At 36.2% G+C, this 24690-nt stretch carries 24 protein-coding genes and 1 tRNA gene; 12 read left to right on the forward strand and 13 right to left on the reverse strand.

From position 1 onward, the window contains the following. Positions 1-36 precede the first annotated feature (36 nt). Positions 37-474: a retropepsin-like aspartic protease gene (locus tag B5X51_RS07980; RefSeq protein WP_079720619.1), complete on the reverse strand. Its 438-nt coding sequence runs from the start codon at positions 472-474 to the stop codon at positions 37-39. A 52-nt stretch (positions 475-526) separates the two neighbouring features. Between B5X51_RS07980 and B5X51_RS07985 the strand changes: the two genes are divergently transcribed. The 9 genes from B5X51_RS07985 to B5X51_RS08025 all read left to right on the forward strand — a co-directional run bounded on the left by B5X51_RS07985 (position 527) and on the right by B5X51_RS08025 (position 6964). Continuing rightward, the gene (locus B5X51_RS07985; protein ID WP_079720620.1) at positions 527-1294 is read left to right on the forward strand and encodes a TatD family hydrolase; all 768 of its coding nucleotides are present in this window, start codon (positions 527-529) and stop codon (positions 1292-1294) included. Between the two features lie 49 nt (positions 1295-1343). Next, positions 1344-2486, forward strand: a complete 1143-nt coding sequence (locus B5X51_RS07990; protein ID WP_079720621.1) for a 1-acyl-sn-glycerol-3-phosphate acyltransferase — start codon at positions 1344-1346, stop codon at positions 2484-2486. Further along, the gene (locus B5X51_RS07995; RefSeq protein ID WP_079720622.1) at positions 2470-3498 is read left to right on the forward strand and encodes an asparaginase; all 1029 of its coding nucleotides are present in this window, start codon (positions 2470-2472) and stop codon (positions 3496-3498) included. Before B5X51_RS07990 ends, B5X51_RS07995 begins: the two co-directional genes overlap by 17 nt. A 74-nt stretch (positions 3499-3572) precedes the next feature. Continuing rightward, a tRNA-Ser gene (locus tag B5X51_RS08000) sits at positions 3573-3660 on the forward strand. Between the two features lie 78 nt (positions 3661-3738). Beyond that, the gene (locus tag B5X51_RS08005; RefSeq protein ID WP_079720623.1) at positions 3739-4542 is read left to right on the forward strand and encodes a MotA/TolQ/ExbB proton channel family protein; all 804 of its coding nucleotides are present in this window, start codon (positions 3739-3741) and stop codon (positions 4540-4542) included. Between the two features lie 14 nt (positions 4543-4556). Continuing rightward, positions 4557-4994, forward strand: a complete 438-nt coding sequence (locus tag B5X51_RS08010) for a hypothetical protein (protein ID WP_079720624.1) — start codon at positions 4557-4559, stop codon at positions 4992-4994. A gap of 4 nt (positions 4995-4998) precedes the next feature. After that, the gene (locus B5X51_RS08015; RefSeq protein ID WP_079720625.1) at positions 4999-5610 is read left to right on the forward strand and encodes an ExbD/TolR family protein; all 612 of its coding nucleotides are present in this window, start codon (positions 4999-5001) and stop codon (positions 5608-5610) included. Positions 5611-5645: 35 nt separating this feature from the next. Then, positions 5646-6128 carry an ExbD/TolR family protein gene (locus B5X51_RS08020; RefSeq protein ID WP_079720626.1) on the forward strand — a complete coding sequence of 161 codons (483 nt, stop codon included), beginning with the start codon at positions 5646-5648 and terminating at the stop codon, positions 6126-6128. A gap of 107 nt (positions 6129-6235) precedes the next feature. After that, positions 6236-6964, forward strand: coding sequence for a porin family protein (locus B5X51_RS08025; protein ID WP_079720763.1), 729 nt, complete (start codon positions 6236-6238; stop codon positions 6962-6964). On the opposite strand, the gene B5X51_RS08030 is transcribed toward B5X51_RS08025, so the two are convergent. The 8 genes from B5X51_RS08030 to pyrH all read right to left on the reverse strand — a co-directional run bounded on the left by B5X51_RS08030 (position 6959) and on the right by pyrH (position 18267). Then, positions 6959-7564: a hypothetical protein gene (locus tag B5X51_RS08030; protein WP_079720627.1), complete on the reverse strand. Its 606-nt coding sequence runs from the start codon at positions 7562-7564 to the stop codon at positions 6959-6961. The genes B5X51_RS08025 and B5X51_RS08030 overlap by 6 nt on opposite strands. After that, complete coding sequence (rpoN, locus tag B5X51_RS08035; protein ID WP_079720628.1) at positions 7564-9030, reverse strand: RNA polymerase factor sigma-54; 1467 nt, start codon at positions 9028-9030, stop codon at positions 7564-7566. Before rpoN ends, B5X51_RS08030 begins: the two co-directional genes overlap by 1 nt. 222 nt (positions 9031-9252) lie before the next feature. Next, positions 9253-10173, reverse strand: coding sequence for an RluA family pseudouridine synthase (locus B5X51_RS08040; RefSeq protein ID WP_245828717.1), 921 nt, complete (start codon positions 10171-10173; stop codon positions 9253-9255). Positions 10174-10300: 127 nt separating this feature from the next. Further along, positions 10301-11743, reverse strand: a complete 1443-nt coding sequence (gene asnS / locus B5X51_RS08045; RefSeq protein WP_079720630.1) for an asparagine--tRNA ligase — start codon at positions 11741-11743, stop codon at positions 10301-10303. A gap of 68 nt (positions 11744-11811) precedes the next feature. Then, the gene (locus B5X51_RS08050) at positions 11812-14226 is read right to left on the reverse strand and encodes an efflux RND transporter permease subunit (RefSeq protein ID WP_079720631.1); all 2415 of its coding nucleotides are present in this window, start codon (positions 14224-14226) and stop codon (positions 11812-11814) included. 78 nt (positions 14227-14304) lie between these two features. Then, on the reverse strand, positions 14305-16758 hold the full coding sequence (locus tag B5X51_RS08055; protein ID WP_079720632.1) for a DUF5686 family protein: 2454 nt from the start codon (positions 16756-16758) through the stop codon (positions 14305-14307). 216 nt (positions 16759-16974) lie between these two features. Continuing rightward, entirely contained in the window at positions 16975-17529 is a 555-nt protein-coding gene (gene frr / locus B5X51_RS08060; protein ID WP_079720633.1) for a ribosome recycling factor, read from the reverse strand. Positions 17530-17559: 30 nt separating this feature from the next. Continuing rightward, a complete protein-coding gene (pyrH, locus tag B5X51_RS08065) occupies positions 17560-18267 on the reverse strand; it encodes a UMP kinase (RefSeq protein ID WP_079720634.1) in 708 nt (235 codons plus the stop codon). A 311-nt stretch (positions 18268-18578) separates the two neighbouring features. Between pyrH and B5X51_RS08070 the strand changes: the two genes are divergently transcribed. Then, entirely contained in the window at positions 18579-19265 is a 687-nt protein-coding gene (locus B5X51_RS08070) for a zinc metallopeptidase (RefSeq protein ID WP_079720764.1), read from the forward strand. 218 nt (positions 19266-19483) lie between these two features. Here B5X51_RS08070 and B5X51_RS08075 read toward each other — a convergent pair whose 3' ends face one another. The 4 genes from B5X51_RS08075 to B5X51_RS08090 form a co-directional block, all read right to left on the reverse strand. Then, the gene (locus B5X51_RS08075) at positions 19484-20014 is read right to left on the reverse strand and encodes a ferritin (protein ID WP_079720635.1); all 531 of its coding nucleotides are present in this window, start codon (positions 20012-20014) and stop codon (positions 19484-19486) included. Positions 20015-20187: 173 nt separating this feature from the next. Then, complete coding sequence (locus B5X51_RS08080; protein WP_079720636.1) at positions 20188-20502, reverse strand: hypothetical protein; 315 nt, start codon at positions 20500-20502, stop codon at positions 20188-20190. A 43-nt stretch (positions 20503-20545) separates the two neighbouring features. Beyond that, positions 20546-21016, reverse strand: coding sequence for an Lrp/AsnC ligand binding domain-containing protein (locus B5X51_RS08085; RefSeq protein ID WP_079720637.1), 471 nt, complete (start codon positions 21014-21016; stop codon positions 20546-20548). Between the two features lie 53 nt (positions 21017-21069). Next, positions 21070-22443: a saccharopine dehydrogenase family protein gene (locus tag B5X51_RS08090; RefSeq protein ID WP_079720638.1), complete on the reverse strand. Its 1374-nt coding sequence runs from the start codon at positions 22441-22443 to the stop codon at positions 21070-21072. A gap of 68 nt (positions 22444-22511) precedes the next feature. Here B5X51_RS08090 and B5X51_RS08095 point away from each other — a divergent pair, with 68 nt between their 5' ends. Continuing rightward, complete coding sequence (locus B5X51_RS08095; protein ID WP_079720639.1) at positions 22512-22901, forward strand: DUF423 domain-containing protein; 390 nt, start codon at positions 22512-22514, stop codon at positions 22899-22901. A 74-nt stretch (positions 22902-22975) separates the two neighbouring features. Further along, the gene (gene pckA, locus B5X51_RS08100) at positions 22976-24577 is read left to right on the forward strand and encodes a phosphoenolpyruvate carboxykinase (ATP) (protein ID WP_079720640.1); all 1602 of its coding nucleotides are present in this window, start codon (positions 22976-22978) and stop codon (positions 24575-24577) included. Positions 24578-24690: the final 113 nt, after the last annotated feature.

Genomic DNA, 24690 nt, shown 5'->3' on the forward strand with positions numbered 1-24690 from the left:
GTCGCAGGTCAAGGGGATAATTCCCCCTTTTGAAACTTACTTTAAGTAAAGCGCCGGTGCTTTGTAGTCTATAATGGCTTTTCCTTTCTTTAAAAGATCTGCGCCAATAATCCCATGCACCTTTTCGGCTTCGTGGTTTATAAGGGCTTCATTTACATGTCTTAAATCAAAAAGTACCAGATCTACTTTTTTCTTTTTCCAGCCTTTAATTTCAATTTGGTTTTTTTGGGCAATTTGTGTGAGCATATTTGTTGCCCCGGCCCCGGCAGCCTTTATGTCGCTGTCTTCGGCAAGAAGTTTAAAGTGCTCTACGGCTTCAAGACCTACGCAAGTACTGGAAGCTCCGGTATCCAGAATAAAGTTTCCTTCAATACTATTAATTTTAGCTACCAATTCAAGATGTTGGGTTTTTGTATATTTTAACTTTATGCGCTTAAAGCCTTTTTCTTTGAGCAATTTTTTTAAAGATGACATTCTTTGTATTTTTCACAAAGATAGGTCTTCAAAATAAATTATTTTTGCTTTTATGACTTTAACCGATACACACATACATCTTTATAGCGAAGATTACGAAGATGATAGGGATGAGCTTATAGAAAACGCTTTTAAGCAGAATATCGAGCGGTTTTTTCTTCCCGCAATAGATTCTGATACTACACAGGCTATGTATGAGCTTGAAGCGCGTTATCCAGAAAACGTTTTTCTAATGATGGGTTTGCATCCTACTCATGTTCAGGAAAATTTTGAAGATGAATTAAAACATGTTGAAGAGCAATTTGGACAAAGAAGATTTTATGCCGTAGGAGAAATTGGTATAGACTTGTATTGGGATGAAAGCACTTTAGGAATTCAACAGGAGGCTTTTAGAAGACAGATTAGACTTGCTAAGAAACATAAACTTCCAATTGTAATTCATTGTAGAAAAGCTTTTGATGAGGTTTTTGATGTTTTGGAAGAGGAAAAGAGCGACGATCTTTTTGGGATTTTTCATTGTTTTACCGGAAACCTGGAGCAAGCCAAAAGGGCGCTTTCCTATAATTTAAAACTTGGAATTGGCGGTGTGGTCACTTTTAAAAACGGGAAATTAGATAAGTTTCTGAATGAAATTCCTTTAAAAGATATTGTTTTGGAGACAGATGGGCCTTATCTATCACCATCGCCATTTCGTGGAAAACGGAATCAACCTGAATATCTTTTGAATATAGCGAAAAAAATTGCTGAGATTTATCAAAAACCACTAGCTGAAATTGCTGAAATAACCACCCAAAATTCAAAAGATATATTTGGGATATAAAGTAGGTTAAGATTAAAATTTGTTCATTTGCCTAGCTAATACAATTTGCGTGAAAGAATTCGAAAACATAAGGTTTTATAAAGATGAAGAGGTGCAACCTGCCTTGATGGAGTTTAAAGAGCACCCTATGGTGAGGACGCTTCTGCAATTTACTTTTCCTGAGAAAAATTCAGAAGAAATTGCTGCTATCCTGGGAACTTGCCATTCTATTAGAGATTTTCAGTCTAAGGTGATTTATAATTCGGTATTAAAGGTTATTGAAAAAAGTACTGAAGGACTTACCTATAGCGGTTTTGATAAATTAAATAGCGACCAGGCTTATTTTTACATGTCTAATCATCGCGATATTATTCTGGATACTTGCTTATTGAACACTACACTGTATGAGCAGGATTTAATAATGACGGCTTCGGCTATTGGAGATAATTTGGTGCAAAAGTCTTTTTTAATGGCTTTATCTCGTTTAAACAGGAATTTCCTGGTAAAACGCGGAATTAGTCCCCGCGAAATGCTGAAAAGTTCCATGGTGCTTTCAGAATATATTAAAAAATTACTGCTAGAAGATGGCCGGTCGGTTTGGATGGCGCAAAGAGAGGGTAGAACCAAAGATGGAAGCGACTATACCCAGCAAGGCGTACTAAAAATGCTTGGCATGGCTAAAGGCAAAAAGAGCCTTGCCGAATATTTTACTGAACTTAAAATTGTTCCGGTAGCGATTTCTTATGAATTTGATCCCACAGATATTCTAAAAATGCCTGAAATTCTTGCCAAGAGAATGAAAGAGGAATATGTAAAATCGGCTAATGAAGATTTTAACACTATTATGCAAGGTGCACTTGGTAATAAAGGGCGTATTCATATTAATGCTGGAGAAGTTCTTGGAAAAGAAGTTTTTGAAGAAATTGAGAAAACACACACTTCTATAAACGCGCAATTGAAAGCGGTAGCTTCAAAAATAGACGAACATATTTATAAGAATTACAAATTATGGCCGGCTAATTATATCGCATTCGATTTGCTGAAAAACTCAGAAACCTATGCTGGGAAATATTCAGATAAAGAAAAGAGACAATTTGAACGCCGACTTAACAGAAGAGTAGATGTTAAAAATCCCCTGGAGCTCAATAGTTATTTATTAATGTATGCAAATCCGGTAATTAATAAAGAAGCGATTTATGAAGAAAAGAGCTAAAATCCTTCTAATATACACCGGTGGAACTATTGGGATGATAAAGGACTATGATACCGGAGTCCTAAAAGCTTTTAATTTTAATGAATTATTACAGAATATCCCAGAGCTAAAAATTCTGGAGCACGAAATTGATGCGTTAAGTTTTGATGACCCTATGGACTCCTCTAATATGAATGTGGAATGTTGGGTTAAGGTAGCAAATACTATAAACGAAAATTTTGAAGCTTACGATGGTTTTGTGGTATTGCATGGAAGTGATACCATGTCTTATACCGCATCAGCCTTAAGTTTTATGTTTGAGAATCTTACTAAACCCGTAATTTTCACAGGATCTCAATTGCCTATTGGAGACCTTAGAACAGATGCTAAAGAAAATCTTATTACCAGTATTCAAATTGCCGGTTTACAAAAAAATGGAAAACCGGTAATTTCTGAAGTAGGACTTTATTTTGAATATAAATTATATAGAGCCAACAGAACGACAAAGATTAATGCAGAGCATTTTCAGGCTTTTGCTTCCCTTAATTATGCGCCCTTAGCTGAATCTGGTGTTTATTTATCGGTGAATCATAATGCGCTTTGGCGACCCAACCGAAGACAAAAAACAAAATTACATACCGGTTTTAGTAATGAAATATTAGTTTTAAAGATATTTCCAGGCATAAATGCGGCAACTGTAGAGTATATATTGTCTAAACCAGGACTAAAAGGAGTGGTTCTTGAAACTTACGGAAGTGGCAATGCTCCCAGTGATGATTGGTTTCTTGATATTCTGGAAAAGAAAATTTCAAAAGGATTAATTATAGTAAATGTTACACAATGTATAGGGGGTAGTGTGGTAATGGGACAGTATGAAACCAGTGTGCAGCTTAAAAAGATAGGGGTGATTTCAGGAAAAGACATAAGTACTGAGGCTGCAGTAGCAAAATTAATGTACCTTTTGGGAAAAGAATTATCGCCAAAAGTTTTTAAAACTATCTTTGAAACTTCATTAAGAGGGGAAATGTCATAAAATTAACGGCAGATGCTTGATGGAGTATATTTTTTTTCGTTATTTGGCGAACCGTTTAGAAAACGTTAATAAAAAGAGAGGTGGCCGAGTGGTCGAAGGCGCACGCCTGGAAAGTGTGTATACGCCACAAGCGTATCGAGGGTTCGAATCCCTTCCTCTCTGCAATAATTATTATATTTTTATTAAAAATTTATTTTTATATCTTTAACCCTTTAACTAATTAAATTAAGACAAACAGTAATGAAAAGATTATTTTCTATTTTGGTAATCGCCGCGGTGATGGTGCTTGGAGCCGGAAACCTAAATGCGGCCAATGATGTTAACACATTACCTGGAACAATTGTAAATTTTGTACAGGATGAAGAGGCTGCAGCTGCCGCAGATGAGGCAGGGGAAGAAACTCTTGGTTTTCATCAGGAACTTAAAAAACGTTTTATAGAAGGTGGTCCTGCATTTATGGGGATTGTTCTTTTATGTTTAATTCTTGGTTTGGCTGTTGCCATTGAGAGAATTATCTTTTTAAACCTTTCTACTACGAATACTAGGAAATTAGCTAGAAATGTAGAAGATGCTTTAAATAGTGGTGGTGTAGAGTCAGCTAAGGAAGTTTGTAGAAATACAAAAGGACCGGTTGCTTCTATTTACTATCAGGGTCTGGATCGTGCAGATGAAAGCATTGATGCTGCAGAGAAAGCTGTAGTAGCTTACGGTGGTGTGCAAATGGGACAATTAGAGAAGAATGTTTCCTGGTTATCTCTATTTATCGCTATTGCTCCTATGCTTGGTTTCATGGGTACTGTAATTGGTATGATTACTGCCTTCGATAGAATTGAAGCTGCTGGTGATATGCAACCATCTCTTGTTGCAGGAGGTATTAAAGTGGCACTTCTTACAACCGTATTTGGTTTGATCGTGGCTATTATTCTTCAAATTTTTTACAATTACATTATCGCTAAAATAGATAGTATTGTAAACGATATGGAAGATGCATCTATCACACTTATCGATATATTGGTGGCTTACAAAAACAAAAAAAGAATCTAAGACCAGATTAAATTATGACTTTACATAAAATATTAAAATATGTATCCATCGTTATCGGCGTTATAGGTCTTATCCTTCTTGGTAGGATCTTAGTTGAAGACGGTGATGCTATAGAGGCCTCGGCCGATTTGCAAACCAGTTTGCTCAATCCATTTATGTATGTTGCATATTTAGTATTGGCAATTGTTATTGCTTTGGTTGCTATTTTCGTAATTAAAGGCCTGTTTAAAGGAAATATTAAAAATACATTAATAGCTATTGGAGCGTTTCTCGCAGTTATTATAATTGCTTACCTTGTTACAGACGGATCTCAAATGACGCTTAAGGACGGAGATATACTTTCGGCCAGTTCAGCCCATTGGATAAGTGCAGGTTTAGTAACCTTCTATATCTTAGCAGGGATTGCAATTTTAGCAATGTTTATTTCCGGAGTTAAAAAATTAACTAAATAGAATTATGGCAAGAAGAGAAGCACCAGAAGTTAATGCCGGTTCTATGGCCGATATTGCTTTCTTGCTACTAATCTTCTTTTTGGTAAGCACAACCATTGAGACAGATAGTGGGATTAGTAGGAAACTACCCCCATGGCAGCCAGAAGAGCAAGATCCACCGGTAATTAAAGAACGAAATATCTTCCAGGTATTGGTGAATAGTAATAACCAGTTGCTTGTAGAAGGTGAGGATATGGAGATAGAGGAACTGAGGCAAGCCGCAGTAGATTTTATCGATAATGGTGGAGGAACAGGTGATGAAGCTTGTGATTTTTGCCAGGGAGAAGGAAGCTCTAGTTCTTCTGTAAACCCACGAAAAGCTATTATCTCTTTGGTAAATAACCGGGGAACCGAGTATGGAACTTATATCGCAGTACAAAACGAACTTGTAGCGGCTTATAACCAACTTAGAGATAGGGAAGCGCAACGTTTGTTTGGTACTACTTTTACAGAGATGGAAGCTAAATTTAACGACTCGCGTACAAGTGAAGGCGCTCAAGAAACGCTTAAAGAGAGAATTGAATTGATTAAAGATATGATTCCTCAAAAGCTTTCTGAAGCCGAACCGCAGAGTTAATAACCTAATTTAAAACTTAAATTTAAGACTCAATTATGTCTAAATTCAAAAAGAAAAAAAGCGAAGGGCAACCAGCCATTAGTACAGCATCTTTACCAGATATTGTATTTATGTTACTGTTCTTCTTTATGGTTGTTACCGTTATGCGACAAAATACGTTGATGGTACAAAATAAACTACCATTCGCTAATCAAGTTGAGAAACTGGATAAGAAAGATCTCGTTATGTACATTTACGCTGGAAAACCCAGCCAAAGATATCAGGAAAGATTTGGTTCTGAAGCCAGGATCCAATTAAATGATAAATTTGCCGGAGTTGGTGAAGTACAACAGTTTATCTTTTCAGAAAGAGAAACTAAGAGAGAAGAGTTGATTCCATATCTTACAACTGCCCTAAAGGTAGACGAAGAAACAAATATGGGATTAGTTTCAGACATTAAGCAAGAATTAAGAAAAGCTGAAGCTCTTAAAATCAACTATACAACCAAAGAAGGAGATGCATTACAAAATATGCAATAAAGGCCAATAGGTCATTTTTTCAAAACTGTATAAAACATCCTGTCTAAATTTAAATATTAGGCAGGATGTTTTTTTTATCTTTAAACGTAAATATCTTTGGATTGGAAATGAACAAATTATTCAAATCTCTTTATTGCTTATTTGTTGTTTTTAGTCTTCCCTTGTCAGCTCAAACTGAAGTAGAGGAGGAGCTTTCGCGTATTCCTGATTCTGTTCCTTTTATTATAGATAGCTTGTACCGGGAAGATCAATTTTACGTTGGCTTGACTTTTAACCTTATAAGTAATAAGCCTAATGCTATTTCCCAATCTGGTTTTTCAGGAGGAATTCACGCCGGTTTCACCAGGGATTTTCCGCTCAATAAACGGCGAAATGTAGCGATAGCTTTTGGTTTGGGCTGGTCCTTGAATAGCTACAGCCAAAACCTTTTTATAGGGGAAGATGAGGCCGGAGAAAGTGTTTTTAGGGAATTAACCAATAATATAGATTATAGCACCAACAGGTTTACTACACAACTCGTTGAAGCACCTTTAGAATTTCGTTGGCGTACTTCTACGGCTGAAACTTATAAATTTTGGAGAATTTATACCGGCCTAAGACTAGGTTATATTTATCATTTTAAAAGCAATTTTGTACAGCCCAATAACAGGGTTGTTCAAACCAATGTTCCCGAATTAGACCGTTTCCGGGTGGGAGCAACATTTACCTTTGGCTACAATACGTTTAACTTTCATATTTATTATAGTCTTAACTCACTATTTCCGGATGCTTCATTGAATGGTGAAAGCATAGATATTTCTGTGTTTAGAGCGGGCCTTATGTTCTATATATTATAGCCATAGATTTAGTACTATAATTTGAGTTAAGATTCCGCATGAAAGGCCTAAGAGTAATTCGTTTATCGTGTGAGCTTTATAATAGAGCCTGGAAGAGGCCGTAAGACCAAGGGCAAGAATTACAAAACTAAAAGTATACACTAAATTTATTTTAAAATTTAGGCTTATACCAATTAGAAACACCAATAAACCGCCCATCCCCATCATGTGTAAACTAGCTTTTAGTCTAAATATTACCATAACAAAAGCTAATATTGTGGCGAAAAGAACTCCTGTGAAATAGTAATAAAGCGCGGCGTAATTATATGCATTTAAAATCTGGTTTAAAACCATGGTGATTAAAATAGCATAGAATAACAACGGCCATTTTCTTTCTTTTACGTCTATTAAAAATATGGATTGCGCTTTTCCAAGGTTTTTTAATAAAAAATAAAAGACTATAGGAATAAAAATAGTAAGGATCGCAATAGCCAATAATTTTCCCTGTACTATACCTTCAGGAAAAAATCTGGGGGTGAAAATAAAATATAAAAAACTGGCCGCCAGCGGAAGCCATAACGGATGAAATATAAAAGAAGCGCTTTTTAAAAGGAATCTCATTAAATCTCTTTTCGAAGCCTGGCAACCGAAATGTCTAATTGCTCTCTATACTTTGCTACTGTTCTGCGTGCTATTGGGTAACCTTTGTCTTTTAAAACCTTTGCGAGTTTTTCATCGGTAAGTGGTTTGCGCTTATCTTCTTCTTCAATAGACATTTCCAGAATTTTTTTGATCTCCCTGGTAGAAACATCTTCGCCCTGATCATTTTTCATAGATTCAGAGAAGAATTCCTTTATGAGCTTGGTGCCATAAGGTGTGTCAACATATTTACTATTGGCCACCCTTGAAACCGTGGACACATCCATTTCTATTTCATCGGCAATATCTTTTAAGATCATAGGTCTAAGGTTTCTTTCATCGCCAGATAGAAAATATTTTTTCTGGTAATTCATAATAGAACTCATAGTGACCATTAAGGTTTGCTGTCTTTGTTGTATAGCCTCAATAAACCATTTTGCGGCATCTAGTTTCTGCTTTATAAACATTACCGCATCTTTCTGGGCTTTTGTCTTTTCTTTAGATTCCTTGTAACCTTTTAGCATATCGCTATAATCACGGGAAACATGCATCTGTGGCGCATTTCTTCCGTTAAGACTTAATTCTAAATCCCCATCTATAATTTTTATGGTAAAATCTGGAATTACGTGTTCTACCATTCTTGTGTTCCCTGAATAAGATCCTCCCGGTTTCGGATTTAAATGCTCAATAACGTCTATGGCTTCGCGAAGTTCGTCTTCAGAAATATCGTGCCTGGAAATTATTTTGGTATAATGTTTTTTGCTGAATTGGTCAAAAGAGCGATCAAGGATATCCTCGGCCAATTCTACAGCTTTTGTGGGCTCTTTTCGCCTTAATTGAATAAGTAGACACTCCTGAAGAGATCTTGCTCCTACGCCCGCCGGATCCAGTTCCTGGACCTTTTTTAGTACTTTCTCTACCGAATCTTCATCGGTATAAATATTTTGGGTAAAAGCCAGGTCATCTACAACATCCTGTAACTCCCTTCTTAAATAGCCACTTTCATCTACGCTGCCTACCAGAAATGCAGCTATCTGTTCTTCGGTTTCATCAAACCTAAGGGTGCTTAACTGTGTGGTTAAATACTGGGTAAACGAAGTTCCAGCAGCATAGGGCACACTTTTTTCATCATCATCAGGACTATAATTGTTGGCTTGAAGCCTGTAATTGGGTACCTCGTCATCACTTAAATACTCATCAACGTCTATTTCAGCTTCAATAGATTCGGTTCCTTCGTCTTCCCGTTCTCTTTCATTATAATCGTCTTCATATTCCTCAAATTCGTCTTTGGCCTCCAATTTACCATCTTCCAGTGCCGGATTTTCTTCCAGTTCCTGTTTTATACGCTGCTCAAAAGCTTGCGTAGGCAATTGTATAAGCTTCATCAGCTGTATTTGCTGTGGAGAAAGCTTTTGAGATAACTTGAGATTTAGTTGCTGTTTAAGCATAAAACTTATTTTGCTTTACTTGATAATCAAGATTTAATTACTTCGAGTTTCACCCCAAGGTAGTTTACTTTTACTAAGTAAGATTTAATTACTTCAACGCCGGGTTGAAACGTTTGTTGTCTCTAATTCCTATTCCTAAAATATTAGGATGGTTTACTACAAAAATAGGCAAAACAAAGCTAGGTAGCCTTTGGCACAGTAAATGATTGTGGTAAATTTTTGTTAAGTATTCCTAACTAATTCCTTAAATTCTCTGAATTTCTTTGGGAGCGAAAGCTCAAAAGCCATATTTTTTTTAGTGACAGGATGATTGAATTCCAGTCCGGTAGCTGCTAAAAACAAGCCGCTTTTTGTTATACTTTCTGAAGCTTTCCCGTATAGTTTGTCCCCTACAATTGAATTTCCATTTTCGGCTAAATGAATTCTAATTTGATGTGTTCTGCCGGTTTTGGGAAATGCTTTTACCAGGCTTAATTTCTCATTTTTAAACTGAAAATGTTTTATAGCTTCAATCTGGGTTTCTGCATTTTTTCCTTCAATAGGATTTTTCAAGAGAAGGGAGTCTGATATAGTTCCAAAAACCAGGGCGTGATAACTTTTTATGATCTTCTTTTCTTCAAAAAGTCTATTTAAAGCCACCTGCGCAGCTTTACTTTTTGCAATTAATAATATTCCTGAAGTTGGATTATCTAATCTATGTACAGGCAAAGGAGCCGGTAAGGCATCTTTTTGGTTGGACGGGTTTAAATTAAATGGAAGCGCGTTGGTTATAGTTTTAAAGTAATTTCCACTGGTGGGAATTCCGGCGGGTTTGTGAATTAGGGCCAGATATTCATCTTCAAAAATAATCTCCAATTTTAGGGTGAATACTTTCTTGTTAGGTTTTTCAGGTTCAAGAAGTTCTATTTTTTGGCCTTCTTTAATCCAGTCTGAAGTTTTGGCCGGTTGGCCGTCTAGAAGGATAAGTTCTTTTTTAATAGCTTTTTTAAGCGAACTTTTGGTGGGAAGAGAAACAAAGATTGAAACGGCATATTCCTGCAACCTGATTTTTTCAGTTATAGCGGGAACAATATGCGTTTCTTTGGTTTTCAATGGGTAGGTGTTTGTCAGGAAGAAATCATATTCCATTTTTAAGATCGTCATCCTGAATTTATTTCAGGATCTAATCAGATTGAAACTAATACCATGTTAGAAGCTGAAACAAGTTCAGCTTGACGATTACTAATAAAAAACCTCACAGGTTTTAAAAACCTGTGAGGTTTGATTTTTTTTAAAACTCTGCGTTTCCGGGGAATCTTGGGAAAGGAATTACATCACGTATATTTCCCATTCCGGTTACGAATTGTACCAGTCTTTCAAACCCAAGTCCGAAACCACTGTGTACACAGGTTCCAAACTTACGGGTATCCAGGTACCACCATAATTCTTTTTCGTCTATATCTAATTCTTTCATTTTGCTTTGAAGTACATCTAAACGCTCTTCTCTTTGTGAGCCACCAACAATTTCCCCAATTCCCGGGAAAAGAATATCCATAGCTCTTACGGTTTTTCCATCCTCATTAAGACGCATATAGAAAGCCTTGATATTTGCCGGGTAATCGAATAAAATCACTGGACATTTAAAGTGTTTTTCCACTAAAAAGCGTTCGTGTTCACTTTGCAGGTCGGCGCCCCATTCTTCAATAATATAGTTGAATTTCTTCTTCTTGTTAGGTTTACAATTTTTAAGGATTTCTATAGCCTCAGTATAGCTTACCCTTTTAAAGTTGTTATCTATTACAAAGTGAAGTTTTTCCATTAGCCCCATTTCACTACGGTCCGCTTTTGGTTTAGATTCTTCTTCAGTTTTAAAACGTTTGTCTAAGAACTCAAGATCGTCCTGGCAGTTTTCTAAAATATATTTCAATACATATTTTATAAAATCTTCGGCTAGATCCATATTGCCGTCAAGGTCGCAGAAAGCGACTTCTGGCTCTATCATCCAAAATTCAGCTAAATGACGCGAGGTATTAGAATTTTCAGCTCTAAAAGTAGGTCCGAAGGTATAGATTTGCCCAAGTCCCATTGCGTAGGCTTCTCCTTCCAACTGTCCTGAAACGGTTAAATTGGTCTCTTTTCCGAAGAAATCTTCACTAAAATCGATGCTACCATCTTCCTTTTTTGGAGGATTTTCCATATCTAAAGCACTCACTCTAAACATTTCCCCGGCACCTTCGGCATCGCTTCCGGTAATAATTGGAGTGTTTACATAATGAAAGTTGTTCTGCTGAAAATAACTATGCACGGCAAAAGATAATTTAGATCGTACGCGCATAATGGCACCAAAAGTATTGGTGCGGACTCTTAAATGAGCCTGCTCTCTTAATTTCTCCAGGCTGTGGCGCTTTGGCGAAAGAATGGTAAGTTTCACCTCTTCCGGGTTCGCATCTCCAAGAATTTTAAATTCTTTTACTTCAATTTCAACTCTTTGTTGGTTTCCCTGGCTTTCAACCAGCGTACCTTTTACCAAAACCGCTGCGCCAACGGTGATTCTTTTCAGTTCATCCTGGTCAAAATTCTCAAAATCGATTACACATTGCAGGTTATTGATGGTAGAACCATCGTTTAAGGCAATAAAGCGATTGCTCCTAAAAGAACGTACCCAGCCGTTCACCTCAAATTCCTGTAGGAATTGATTGCTGTCTAATATTTCAGCAATTTTTGCTTGTATCATTTATGTAAGATTTTAGAAAAAACAAATATAATTTTTCCGTTTCAGCCTGCAAAGCAAGCCGGTTTTTATTAATTTTTAGATTCTTCTTTTTCAATTTCGTCTTCGTCCTCTTCGGTATCAATAATTTTCATTGCCGGTTCTTTTAATACCTGTTTGTTGGCAATATTTTTCTCTAATGAAAGCAATAAAGAGGGGAGCAATAATAAATTGGCGAGCATTGCAAAAAGCAAAGTTGCTGAAACGAGACCACCAAGAGCTACAGTTCCGCCAAAACTACTGATCATAAATACCGAAAACCCGAAAAACAGCACGATTGAAGTATAAAACATACTCACGCCGGTTTCGCGTAAAGCCGCATAAACCGAACGTTTAATTTTCCAATTATTGGCTTTTAGTTCCTGCCTGTATTTCGCTAAAAAGTGAATAGTATCATCTACCGAAATCCCGAAAGCGATACTAAAAACAAGGATCGTAGAAGGTTTTATTGGAACTCCCAAAAAGCCCATCATTCCGGCGGTTACTAACAGTGGCAATAAGTTAGGAACCAGGGATACAATTATCATCCTGAAAGATCTAAACATCCACGCCATAAGCAGGGCAATTAATAAGATGGCCAGGGAAAGGGAAATCACCAAATTCTTTACCAAGTAGTTGGTTCCTTTCTGAAAAATAAGGGCTTTTCCCGTCATAGAAACTTCGTAGCGTTCTTCAGGGAAAATCTTATTGATTTTTGGCCAAAGATCTTCTTCTAAGTCCTCCATCTTATCGGTGCCTATGTCTTTCATATACGTGGTAATCCTCGCGTATCTGCCGGTACTATCTACATACGAACTCAGTAAGTTTTCGTTTGAAGAAAAGCCTTTCGCATAAGGCATGATGAAGTTTTGTTCCTGGGAACTTGGTAATTGATAATATTTAGCCTCACCGTTATAAAATGCCTGTTTAGAGTATTTCACAAGTCGTGTTACCGAAATTGGTTGAGAGAACTCTGGAATTTCGGCAAGATGGTTTTGCAATTCTTCCATCCGTTTAAGCGTAGCCGATTTTAGGACACCGTTTTTTCGTTTAGTATCTACTAAGATTTCTAAAGGCATCACGCCGTCAAATTCCTCTTCAAAGAATTTTATATCCTGGAAAAACTCTGCTTCTTCAGGCATATCTTCTAATAAACTCCCTGATATTTTTATGGTATAAATTCCAATAATACTCGCTACCAGGAGGATGATTGAAGTTATATAAATACTAATGCGACGATGCTTCACCATTTGCTCCATCCAGCCCACAAAACCACCAATCCAGCGTTTGTTAAGATGTTTTAGGTGCTTGCGTTTCGGCAAATTCATATAACTATAGATAATAGGAATTATCAATAAGCTTAGAATAAATATGGCGACGATATTAATGGAAGCCACAATACCAAATTCCTTTAATAATGTACTATCGGTAAGTATAAATGTTGCAAAACCTGAAGCCGTAGTAATATTGGTCATTAAGGTGGCATTTCCCACTTTGGTAATTACCCGTTGTAAAGATTTTGCCTGGTTGCCGTGTTTCTTTATTTCCTGTTGATATTTATTGATCAGGAAAATACAATTGGGAATTCCTATTACAATTATTAGCGGCGGAATAAGGGCTGTAAGCACTGTAATCTCATAATGTAACAATCCAATCACTCCAAAAGCCCACATTACACCAATACAAACCGTGATCATTGAAATAATAGTTGCCCTAATAGATCTAAAAAAGAAAAAGAAAATGAGTGAGGTGACTGCAAGTGCCGCAAGAATAAACAGCTCGATTTCATCGATAATATTCTGGGCATTCAAGGTTCTTATATAGGGCATACCGGAGACTTTTACATCTATGCCTGTTTTTTCTTCAAAATTGGTGATAAGTGGCTGCAGCTCATCTATCACAAAGGTTTTGCGCTCTTTAGAGTTCACAATTTCCTTATTCATATAGATAGCAGATTGTACCGTATTGGAATGAGAACTATAAACCAGGTTTTCGTAAAAAGGTAGTTGGTTGTATAATTCTTTTTGATATTGCTGAAGTTGTTCCTTAGTTGGGTTTTCTTCAGAAACAAAAGGAACCATTTCAAATCGGCTGGGATCTTCAAACTTTTTTAACTGCTGAAGATTACTAACAGATATTGCGTAATCTACGGCCAGATTAGATTCTAACTTTGTAGTAAGTTCTTTCCAGGCTTTAAAATTTTCAGGTTTAAAGAGGTTAGCGTCCTTAATCCCAAGAAGCACTACGTTTCCCTCTTCACCAAACTTATCTAAGAATTCGTTATAAGCGATATTGTCTTCATGGTCATCTGGTAAAAGATTAGCTTCTGTATAAGAAAAGCGCATATTTTTCCACTGGGTGGAAAAAAACACCGTAGTGGCAACAATAAATAGAAGTATAATAATTCTATTACGTAAAATTAATCGCGCAATCGAGTTCCAGAATCCGAAACTAAAAATCTTGGCCATAGGAAGTTTTTAAGCGAGCGCAAAGATATAAAAAGGAAGCCTATTTATCAGGTTTTAAGCCCCTAAAGTAATAACTGCTTAAATATCTAAATGAAAAGTGAATTTAAATGCAAAGTTTTCATCAAAGCTTGGTAAACTGTAAGGCCCGTATCTATAGGCCGCTCCTAAACCAAAGCCTAAAAGTATTTTTTGCAATTCTATACCAAATTCATGATAGCCGTGCTTTAAACTATTGAACTCAATACTATGCCTCTCGGGATTGCTAATATCTCCAATAGCGTGACGGGAAATAAAAACAAGCTCGGGTTGAATTAACCGGTGAACATTTATTGGCCTTAATTGATGTTTAACATGCAACATAGCTTGTTTGTCGCTAAAAAATTCATTGTAATACATGGTTTCAAAACTACGTCTTCCCGCTACTGAGAACCTTCTAAGAATACCGTTTCTTCTTGGACTGTTAGGCAGGGAATGAAATAAATGCGTAAGCGGAATTTCGCCCGTGGCATAATTGCCTTCCAGGATAATTTCGGTACGAGATTGGTTGAGTCTTTTAATTTCGTGCTCTACCAAAAGCCCAAATTTGGTGTAATCAAAATCACTTCCTGAAATTCCGGAAATCCCTTTGGTGATTTGCCCTGTAAACTTAGGGTATCCTTTTTCTATTAATTTCGTGGAATTTGGTGTTTTTAAGAAGGTGGCAAATGGCCGCCATAAAAAAGAAAATGTAGCTTCCGAGAGGGTATATTCAGAAAATTCCTGCCCGTCTAAAAGAAAACTATAATCTTTGGTTTGATAAATATCACTTTTAGAAAACTGAAGTTCGGTTTTGAAATCTGATCCAAATCTATGAGTGAAGCCACTGCTTAGTGTACGATGCTCGTAGAAAAAATTAATATTTACGAAGCGTGGTTCTACAATAGAAAATTCGTTTTTCCCCTGTAGATAATTAAAACTTCCGGTCTCCACAATATCCCGGGTGTAATTGAATCTAAAATTGGTTTCGGTAGCTTTATGGAGATAAATTGAAGTCCCTAAATTATATTTAAAAACTTCATCTTTTGTACCATAAACTAAATACCCATTTATATTGAAATCATTTGAAACCTGCTTATTGGTCTTCCCGCCAAATCCTAACCTAATCCCTTCGTAATTATTGAATTTAAAGAATTTTCCCAGTGAAAAATCCCAAAATCCTACAGGATAATAGCCTGAGGAAATAGAATTTTTAAAGTTGATTTGCTCTTCAATTTTTTTTTCTTTTATAAGCCGTTCAGCCTTCTTTTGGGTGATTTTATTTTGATTGCTTAAGGCTTCAGTTCTATTTTTCTGCCAAAAATCTTTTAGACGGGAATTAGCTTCGGGTATCACCACAATTTCGGCGGAAGTATTCAGTTTTTCTTCAGAATTCAACTGAATATCAAAATTAGTGCTCGTTATGCTCAGGTATAAATTGGGGTCTGTTTTTCCCGGTGCGAGAATACTGTTTAAAATTGATTCTTTCTTTTGTAAAGTTCCGGAAGAAATCATTCCTCCAAAAACTGAAATTGACTGACCTCGATTACCCGGGCGAATTGTGGTTTCCTGACTCTTTGGAAACCATATTTTCTCTTTAGGAAAGTATTGATATTCCTGGTCTATTTCCAGTTTTACTGCGCCTAGAAGTTGTGCTTTTGCCTGCTGAATGGCAAATGATTGCATGTCTAGATAAAGAATTCCTTCTAAACCGGCGACCGCGCGTTGCCTTTTTGGTTTAAAATAAATTACATATGCCGGACGAGAAGTAGAAGTAGTGTCAAGAATTTTAAAATCATAATTTTTAAAAGCCGATTTTTGGAGTGGCCCGGCATAATCGGTCTCAAAAATGCGAAAATCTTTGTGGTAAAGTGAAAATGGGTTTACAGAGAGGGAGAGGATCTCATAAACAGGCTCTTTAAACCCTGTATTTTTTAATGCCAGAACTTCTTCTTTTAGGCCTTGTTTTTGAGAGAAATAAAATCGAGATACTTTTTCTGAAAAATAGCTGGCTCCCGAATTTATAACAGTACTTAATTCAAAATTAGTACTGTCACTCTCCATTTCAAGCCTACTGGCATCATTATCTATTATAAACTTGTTATAATTTTTAAAGTTGTAACTGCTTAATCTTTTTTCAGGATCATTCTGGTATTTGCGTGCAATAGCTTTTTGAATAATGCTATTAGCTTTGTTTTTTTCAGAAGAAATAGTAATAGGCGTAAGCCCTTCAATTTTAGGAGTTAATTTAACCCGAATGTATTCAACGTCTTTTGAAACTGTAAAATTTTGAGTTTCAAAACCTATATAAGAGAAAGTAAGTTCGGTTTCGTCTTTTGTAAGCGTAAGAGAAAAGCTACCGTCTATTTTACTTAAGGCTTCTTTCTCCTGGTATTGGATTTTTGCGTAGGCTAGCGGTTGGCCAGTTTGGTTGTTTATTATTCTGCCTTTTAACTCTTGTTGAGCAAAGCTAATGACTGTAAAAAGCAGAAAAATAAGCAATAAATGATAGCGCATAGTCTTTTCTGGATTTTGAACAATTTTGGAAAATCCCCAAAAAATAAGAGGCTGTTTGGAAAACTTTTATTTTCGTTAAGCTGCCCAGTATGTCGGGATAATTTAGCTTCTAAGATGTTTTAATTGTCAACAACTTAGATCCTGAAACCAGTTCAGGATGACGATCTTAAAAATCTTCAAACAGCCTCTAAAATAACAAGAGAAAATGACTTTCTATTAGATAGTCATAATTTCTTTTTCTTTATTCTCAAGAATAGCATCAATACGGGTAATGTGTGCATTGGTTAATTCCTGAACTTCATTTTCGGCATCTCTAAGTAAATCTTCAGAAATATCCAGTTTCTTTAATTCGTTATTGGCAGATTTTCTATCGTTTCTCACCCCAATTTTAGCATCTTCTGCTTCAGCTTTTGCCTGCTTGGTAAGTTGTTTACGGCGCTCTTCAGTTAATGGTGGTACGTTTATAATAACACTCTCACCGTTGTTCATTGGATTAAAACCAAGGTTTGCCAGCATAATCCCTTTTTCAATATCTTTAATCAGGCTTTTTTCAAAGGGCTGAATAGAAATTGTTCTTGCATCTGGAGTATTCACGTTAGCAACCTGTTGAAGGGGAGTTTGGGCTCCGTAATACTCTACCATTACACTTCCCAGCATAGCGGGGCTGGCTTTACCGGCGCGTATATTTTGCAATTGTTTTTTTAGGTGTTCAATTGCGTTATCCATACCTTCTTTGGCGGAGTCTATAATAAATTCAATATCGTCTTCCATTTTTAAAAAATATTAGTTGAGCGTAAATCTTTATAAATTAACTTTTGTACCTATTCTTTCGCCGGTTACTACTTTTAAAAGGTTTCCGGGGGTGTTCATATCAAAAACAATAATGGGTAGTTCGTTTTCCTGACTTAAAGTAAATGCAGTGGTGTCCATTACTTTTAAGCCTTTTCTAATCACATCGTCAAAAGAAATGAAATCGAACTTTGTTGCTTCTTTGTCTTTTTCAGGATCGGCATTATAAATTCCGTCTACGCGTGTCCCCTTTAAAATAACATCAGCATGAATTTCTATTGCTCTTAAAACTGCAGCAGAATCTGTGGTAAAATAAGGATTTCCGGTTCCACCTCCAAAAATCACCACACGGCCTTTTTCTAAATGGCGAATAGCTTTCCTTCTAATAAAAGGTTCGGCTACTTCATTTATTTTTACGGCAGATTGTAACCTGGTTTGCACCTCGGCATCTTCCAGGGCGCTTTGTAAAGCAAGTCCGTTAATGACGGTGGCGAGCATTCCCATATGGTCGCCTTGAACACGATCCATTCCTTTACTGGCTCCGGCAACACCTCTAAAGATGTTTCCACCACCAATAACTATAGCTACTTCTATTCCTTTATCGGTTACTTGTTTAATTTCTTCGGCATACTCTGCCAAACGATCGGGATCTATGCCATATTGGCGCTGTCCCATTAATGCTTCTCCCGATAATTTTAAAAGTATTCTCTTGTACTGCATAGTCTTTTTGTAGTGATTGGTGCAAATATAGGTAATATCTTAAATTGAAAAATAACATATTCGCAATCAATCTTCCGCTAATTAATAATTTTTTTACTCGCTAATCGAGAATTAAATGCTTGGAGGCTTGCCTCGAAATCCAAAAATTTTCTATTTAATGATTAATGGGTTTGCCACAAGGTGATTTACTAAAGAAGAAGTTTGAATTCGGTTAAAATTATGTGAGGATTTTTTTAGAATGTCACCCAGAGTTTATGAAATGGAATGGCGAGGTTTTTGCTACATTTGAATTAATAAAAATTGATAAAACTATGTTAGGATATTATATAATTGCCGGGCTCATTTTTATAGTGAGTATGTATGTGAGTAATAAGTTGAAAAGTAAGTTCAAAAAATACTCTAAAGTGCATTTGCAAAATGGAATGAGTGGAAAAGAGCTTGCCGAAAAGATGTTGCGAGATAATAATATTAATGATGTAAAAGTTATTTCTACTCCGGGAATGTTGACAGATCACTATAACCCACAAAAAAAGACGATTAATCTTTCTGAAGGGGTGTATAATCAAAGAAATGCAGCTGCAGCTGCTGTAGCCACCCACGAAACCGGTCACGCCATTCAGCATGCAAATGCTTATAGCTGGTTAACCATGAGAAGTCAATTGGTGCCGGTAGTAAGCGTAGCTTCAAGATTCTCACAATGGGTGATTTTTGGAGGATTAATCCTTATGGCCACTACCGCTATTGGAAGTACGGTTTTACTTTTAGGGATTATCATGTTTGGGATGGGAACTTTGTTTAGTTTTATAACATTACCGGTGGAATATGATGCCAGTAAACGCGCTTTAGCCTGGTTAGAAAACGAAAATATGGTATCGGGCCAGGAACACGAAGCTGCCGAAGATTCCTTAAAATGGGCGGCAAGAACTTATGTGGTTGCCGCAGTTGGTTCTTTAGCTACTTTGCTTTACTTCCTTAGTATTTATATGGGAAGGGATTAATATTAAAATTATTTCTTCGGAAAATTTATAAAAGAAAACCCGCTTCAACCGAAGCGGGTTTTCTTATTTAGTATAATTAGAAAGCCTTTATTCGTCAAGCTGAACTAGTTTCAGCTTCTAACAAGTTTTGATAATGAACAACTTAGATTCTGAAATAAATTCAGAATGACGATTTGAAAAGAAGCTTAATATCAAAAGAAATTACTTTTGCTAAAAATCTATTCCGGACGTTTATCTCTAATTTGGGGAATACGTTCGTCCAGTAATTTAAGTCCTAGACCATCGGTTCCCATAAGATCAAACAATTCGAGTGCGCGACGCATAGTTTGTTCTTCTTCCATTTGTTCCTGGATAAACCATTGTAGAAAATACTCTGTGGTATAATCGTTTAGCTTTCTACATTTCCCTACCAGGTTATGAATAGATTTTGTGATAGCTATTTCCTGATCTAAAGCAGTTTCAAAGATTTCTTCCAAAGATTTAAAATCGTGGTTTACATTACCAACCTCAGGTGAAAAAGCAGTACCGCCATTGTCGTTAATATATTTAAAGATCTTCATCATGTGCTCTCTTTCTTCTGCCGACTGCTCGTAAAAGAAATCTGCGCTATTAGAAAGTGCATTATGGTCACACCAGGATGCCATCGCTAAATAAGCTGATGATGAGTGTGCTTCTTTCTCAATTTGTTTATTTAAAAGATCCATAACATCTACATGGATACTTAATTTTTGTCTTACTAAATCTTTCATTTCTTTATCATTTAATTCTATAGTGAATTTAGTATAAGTTTTCACCTATACATCTCCAACTTGCTACCAGCACTGTGCCGGTTATATTCATCATATTCTATAAAATTAGCCAAATGCCGGGTAAGAACCTAATTGCAAAATGAATTTAGAAATAGTCTAAAGTGTAATGTGTTTTAAACTGATGCAGTTAGAAGGGAGTTGAGTTCAAGCATTGCAAAAGTGCCGGTAATAAACTCTTTAAGATCTATGCTTTCTACGGTGTTGAACACAAAAAAATGCTGGCGGTTGCAAAGCATAAGCATTTCCATTCCATGGCTGTTTTCCCCGTTAAAATGTGCTTCTAAATCAATTTCTTTAACCTGTTGTCTAAAAGCTAGCAATTGGCAAAAACCAAGCTTAATGGTTTTATGCGGAAACTTTATAAAGAAGCTCCGCTGCTTATCACACTGATAAGAAATAAAGAATTGTGACTGGTGTAATACTTTCATTCTGACGTCAAAATTAATCCTTATTTAGAATAAATCCAAAGAATTAAATTTTGATTTGTCTTTTTATTTGTTGATTTAACGAAATAAAAGTCTCTGTGCGGGATATACCTTCGATAGCCTGAATGTTTTTATTCAACACATTCATTAGATGCTCATTATCTCTACATAGAATTTTTATAAAAATAGACCAGTTACCGGTAGTATAATGGCATTCTATTACTTCAGGGATTTCACTAAGTTTTTTTACGGCCTGTGGGTTACTAACCGCTTTATCTAAATAAACCCCCACAAAAGCCATGGTTTTATAGCCAAGTAGGCGGGGGTTAATCATAAGTTTTGAGCCTTCAATTAAACCAGCTTTTTCCAATTTTCGTAAACGCTGATGAACTGCCGCGCCGGTAATTCCTATATTCCTGGCAATTTCAAGGATAGATTTCTTGGCATCTTCCATTAAGAAATTTAAAATGGTCTTATCTATACCATCTATAACAACATTTTCGTTTACAACTTTCATTGGGGGTGGTTTATTTAGTTAAATAGCTAAAGTAGGCAATTGATTTTAAAAATTTAGTTGCCTACTTCTCCAAACGGATTATAACCTAAATATTCCGTTTCGGTTTCTTTAAAAATAATATTGTGCTTTTCTAATTCTTGCAGGATTGGTTCATAAACTTCTTTTTTTATTGGAAGCTGAACGCCTGGAGTGGTTATTTCCCCTTTTAAAATTTTTAAAGTGGCTATTGCTACCGGAAGACCTACAGTTTTAGCCATCGCGGTTTCTGCCTGATCTTTCCCGATATGCACCATGGTGGCGTCTATTTGTTTTTTCTTGCCATTTAGTTCATATCCAAACTTATGGTACATCACAATCATATCCTTATCATCTGGTGCAAGGCTCCATTTATCCATCAATATTTTTTGGAGCGCTTGTGCAGGAGTAGCTTCTTTAATACCAATCTTTTTGTTTTTGTTGAAGATATCCAGCTCTAGAAGTTTCTCCCACATAAGGTCGTCCTGATCTATTTTTAGATTATGCCTAAGTTTAAGTTCTACCGTATCTGTAGGAGAATAGGGAAGAAAGGAATTCACAAAATCACGATAACTCATATTTTCTGAATCTTTTATGGTAAAGCTATCATCGGTCATTCCCATTTGCACAAACATATTCCAGGCACGGCTAAACCCAACCCTTCTAATGGTGCCGCGGTAAAGCGTAAGCACATCTTCCAGCCCGTAAATACTCATATAGTCTAATGAATTTCTGTTGGCATAGCCTTCAAATTTCCCATAGTCTTCAACTTGTAAAAGTTCTGTTCTTCTAAACAATCTGTGATATGGAATATATTTATACTTTCCTTCCTGAATAAATTTAGCAACCCCTCCCTGTCCGGCAACGACTACGTTTCTTGGATTCCAGGTAAATTTATAATTCCAAAGGTTGGTGTCACTTTCTGGGGCAACGAGTCCGCCTGTAAAAGATTCAAACAAAAGTATTTTTCCGCCTTTTGCGCGAATTCGGTCTATTACCTGCATTGCGCTCATATGGTCTATGCCGGGATCTACTCCAATTTCATTCATGAATATGAGTCCGTTTTCCTTTACTTCTTCATCTAAAGCTTTCATTTCTTTGCTGATATAAGAAGCGGTAACCATATTTTTCCTGAACTTCACACAAGCTTTGGCAACTTCAATATGGAATCTAGCCGGAAGCATGGAGATTACTATATCGGCATTTTTTACTGCGTTCTCCCTGCTTTCAGGGTTAAAAACATCCAAATGAAATGCTTCACAGCGGTTTTTACTTCCGCAGGCTTTTTTAGCATTTTCCAGATCAATATCACCTATTTTTAAAAATAAATCTTCTGTCTCGGCTTTAGACAAAAGATGCTCAATTAAGACAGAAGTAGATTTCCCCGCCCCTATTATTAAGATTTCTTTCATAAAATAAATTAGTTTTGTGTAGTGGTTAACGAATGTATTAAATCTTTAATTGATAAAAAATTACCTAAATGGATAAAAAGTTTTTAATAACCGGGACTGTTTTTGGACTTTTAGCAGTAATAATTGGTGCTTTTGGTGCGCATGGTTTAAAACCATTGTTAGATGAGGCAGCCAGGAATTCTTTTGAAACAGGAGTGAAATATCAAATGTATCATGCCTTACTGTTTCTTTTAATAGGAAGCTTAAATCGAAAACAATTTAACTTTCAAAAAAAGGTATTTTTCTTACTTTTATTTGGAGTAATTTGTTTTTCCGGGTCTATTTATTTGCTTGCAACCAATAATTTAACACCTATAGATTTTAAAGGAATTGCATTGGTAACCCCGCTGGGAGGCACGTTATTAATAGCCGGTTGGATTTTTTTACTCATTGAATTCGTGAAAATAAAACACAAATAATTTTAAGAAAGTTTAGCAGTTTATCTCTATAAGATTTATAATTTTGTATCCATAAACAAACCACACACTTTTTTATGGATGTACATACCCAAACTACGAAAACGATTTCGTTGGAAAAATATGGAATCAAAACCACAAGGGTACATTACCAATTATCTTCTGAAGAACTTCATTATGATACTATTGAGCATGGTCTTGGAGAAGAAACAAATTCTGGTGCTTTAGCGATTAATACCGGTGTATTTACCGGGAGGTCTCCAAAGGATAGGTTTATTGTAAAAGATGAGGTAACCCGCGATGATGTTTGGTGGGGAGACATCAATATCCCTTTCGATGCAGATAAATTCGATAAACTTTATACTAAAGTAGCTACATATCTTTCTGATAAAGAAATTTATGCACGTGATGCTTACGCTTGTGCTCAAGATGAATACCGCTTAAATATAAGGGTGGTAAATGAGTATCCATGGTCCAATATGTTTTCTTATAATATGTTTTTGCGACCAGAGGAAGATGAGTTGAATGGTTTTAAAGAGGATTGGTTGATCCTAAATGCTCCTGGTTTTAAAGCAAATCCTGAAGTGGATGGCACAAGACAGGAGAATTTTGCGATTCTTAACTTTAGTAAAAAAATTGCTCTAATTGGAGGAACCGGTTATACCGGCGAGATTAAAAAAGGAATTTTTTCAGCTTTAAATTTTATACTTCCTGTAGATAGGGATACGCTTCCAATGCATTGCTCAGCCAATGTTGGCGAAGATGGTGATACTGCTATATTTTTTGGACTTTCAGGAACTGGAAAAACCACGCTTTCTGCAGATCCCAACCGGCGACTTATTGGAGATGATGAGCACGGTTGGACTAAAGAAAATAAAATCTTTAATTTTGAAGGAGGTTGCTATGCCAAAGTAATTAATCTTACTGAAGAGAATGAACCCGACATATACAGGGCTATTAAACCAGGCGCCATTTTAGAGAATGTTATTTTAGATGATGAGGGCAATGTAGATTTTACTGATACTAGCATTACTCAAAATACAAGGGTGAGTTATCCTATTAATCATATAGATAACATTCAGGTGCCTTCGGTAGGTGAAAACCCAAAGAATATCTTTTTTCTTACGGCTGATGCTTTTGGTGTTTTACCTCCAATAAGTAAGCTTACTCCAGGCCAGGCTGCTTATCATTTTATAAGTGGTTATACGGCTAAAGTTGCAGGTACAGAAGCTGGAATTGAAGAGCCGTTACCAAGCTTTTCAGCTTGTTTTGGTGCACCTTTTATGCCTTTGCATCCTACCAGGTATGCCGAGATGTTAAGTGCTAAAATGAAAGAGGCTGGGGTAAATGTTTGGTTAATTAATACCGGTTGGACTGGGGGAGCCTATGGAACGGGTAAGCGAATGAAGCTCAAATATACCCGTGCCATGATTAGTGCTGCACTTAACGGTGAGCTGAAAGATGTTGAACTTACTACTCACGAGGTGTTTGGCTTACAAATGCCAGTAAATTGTCCAAATGTTCCTGCCGAAGTATTAAATCCAAAAAAAACATGGGAAGATAAAGCTGCCTACGATAAAAAAGCAGAGGAGCTTTCAAACTCCTTTAAAAGGAATTTTAAAAAATTTGAAGAATATGCTAATGATGAAATTATGGCCGGCGGGCCAACTTCTTCATAGCATTGTTTTTAATTAGTTAGTTAATTGAATCAAAAAAATCCGGTGTACTTTACACCGGATTTTTTATTTAAAAAATATAAATGGAAGGTAATCTTAATTCACTGGGTGAAATT

Origin of the sequence: Salegentibacter holothuriorum, assembly GCF_900168045.1 — a bacterium.
In the GTDB taxonomy this organism is placed as follows: domain Bacteria; phylum Bacteroidota; class Bacteroidia; order Flavobacteriales; family Flavobacteriaceae; genus Salegentibacter; species Salegentibacter holothuriorum.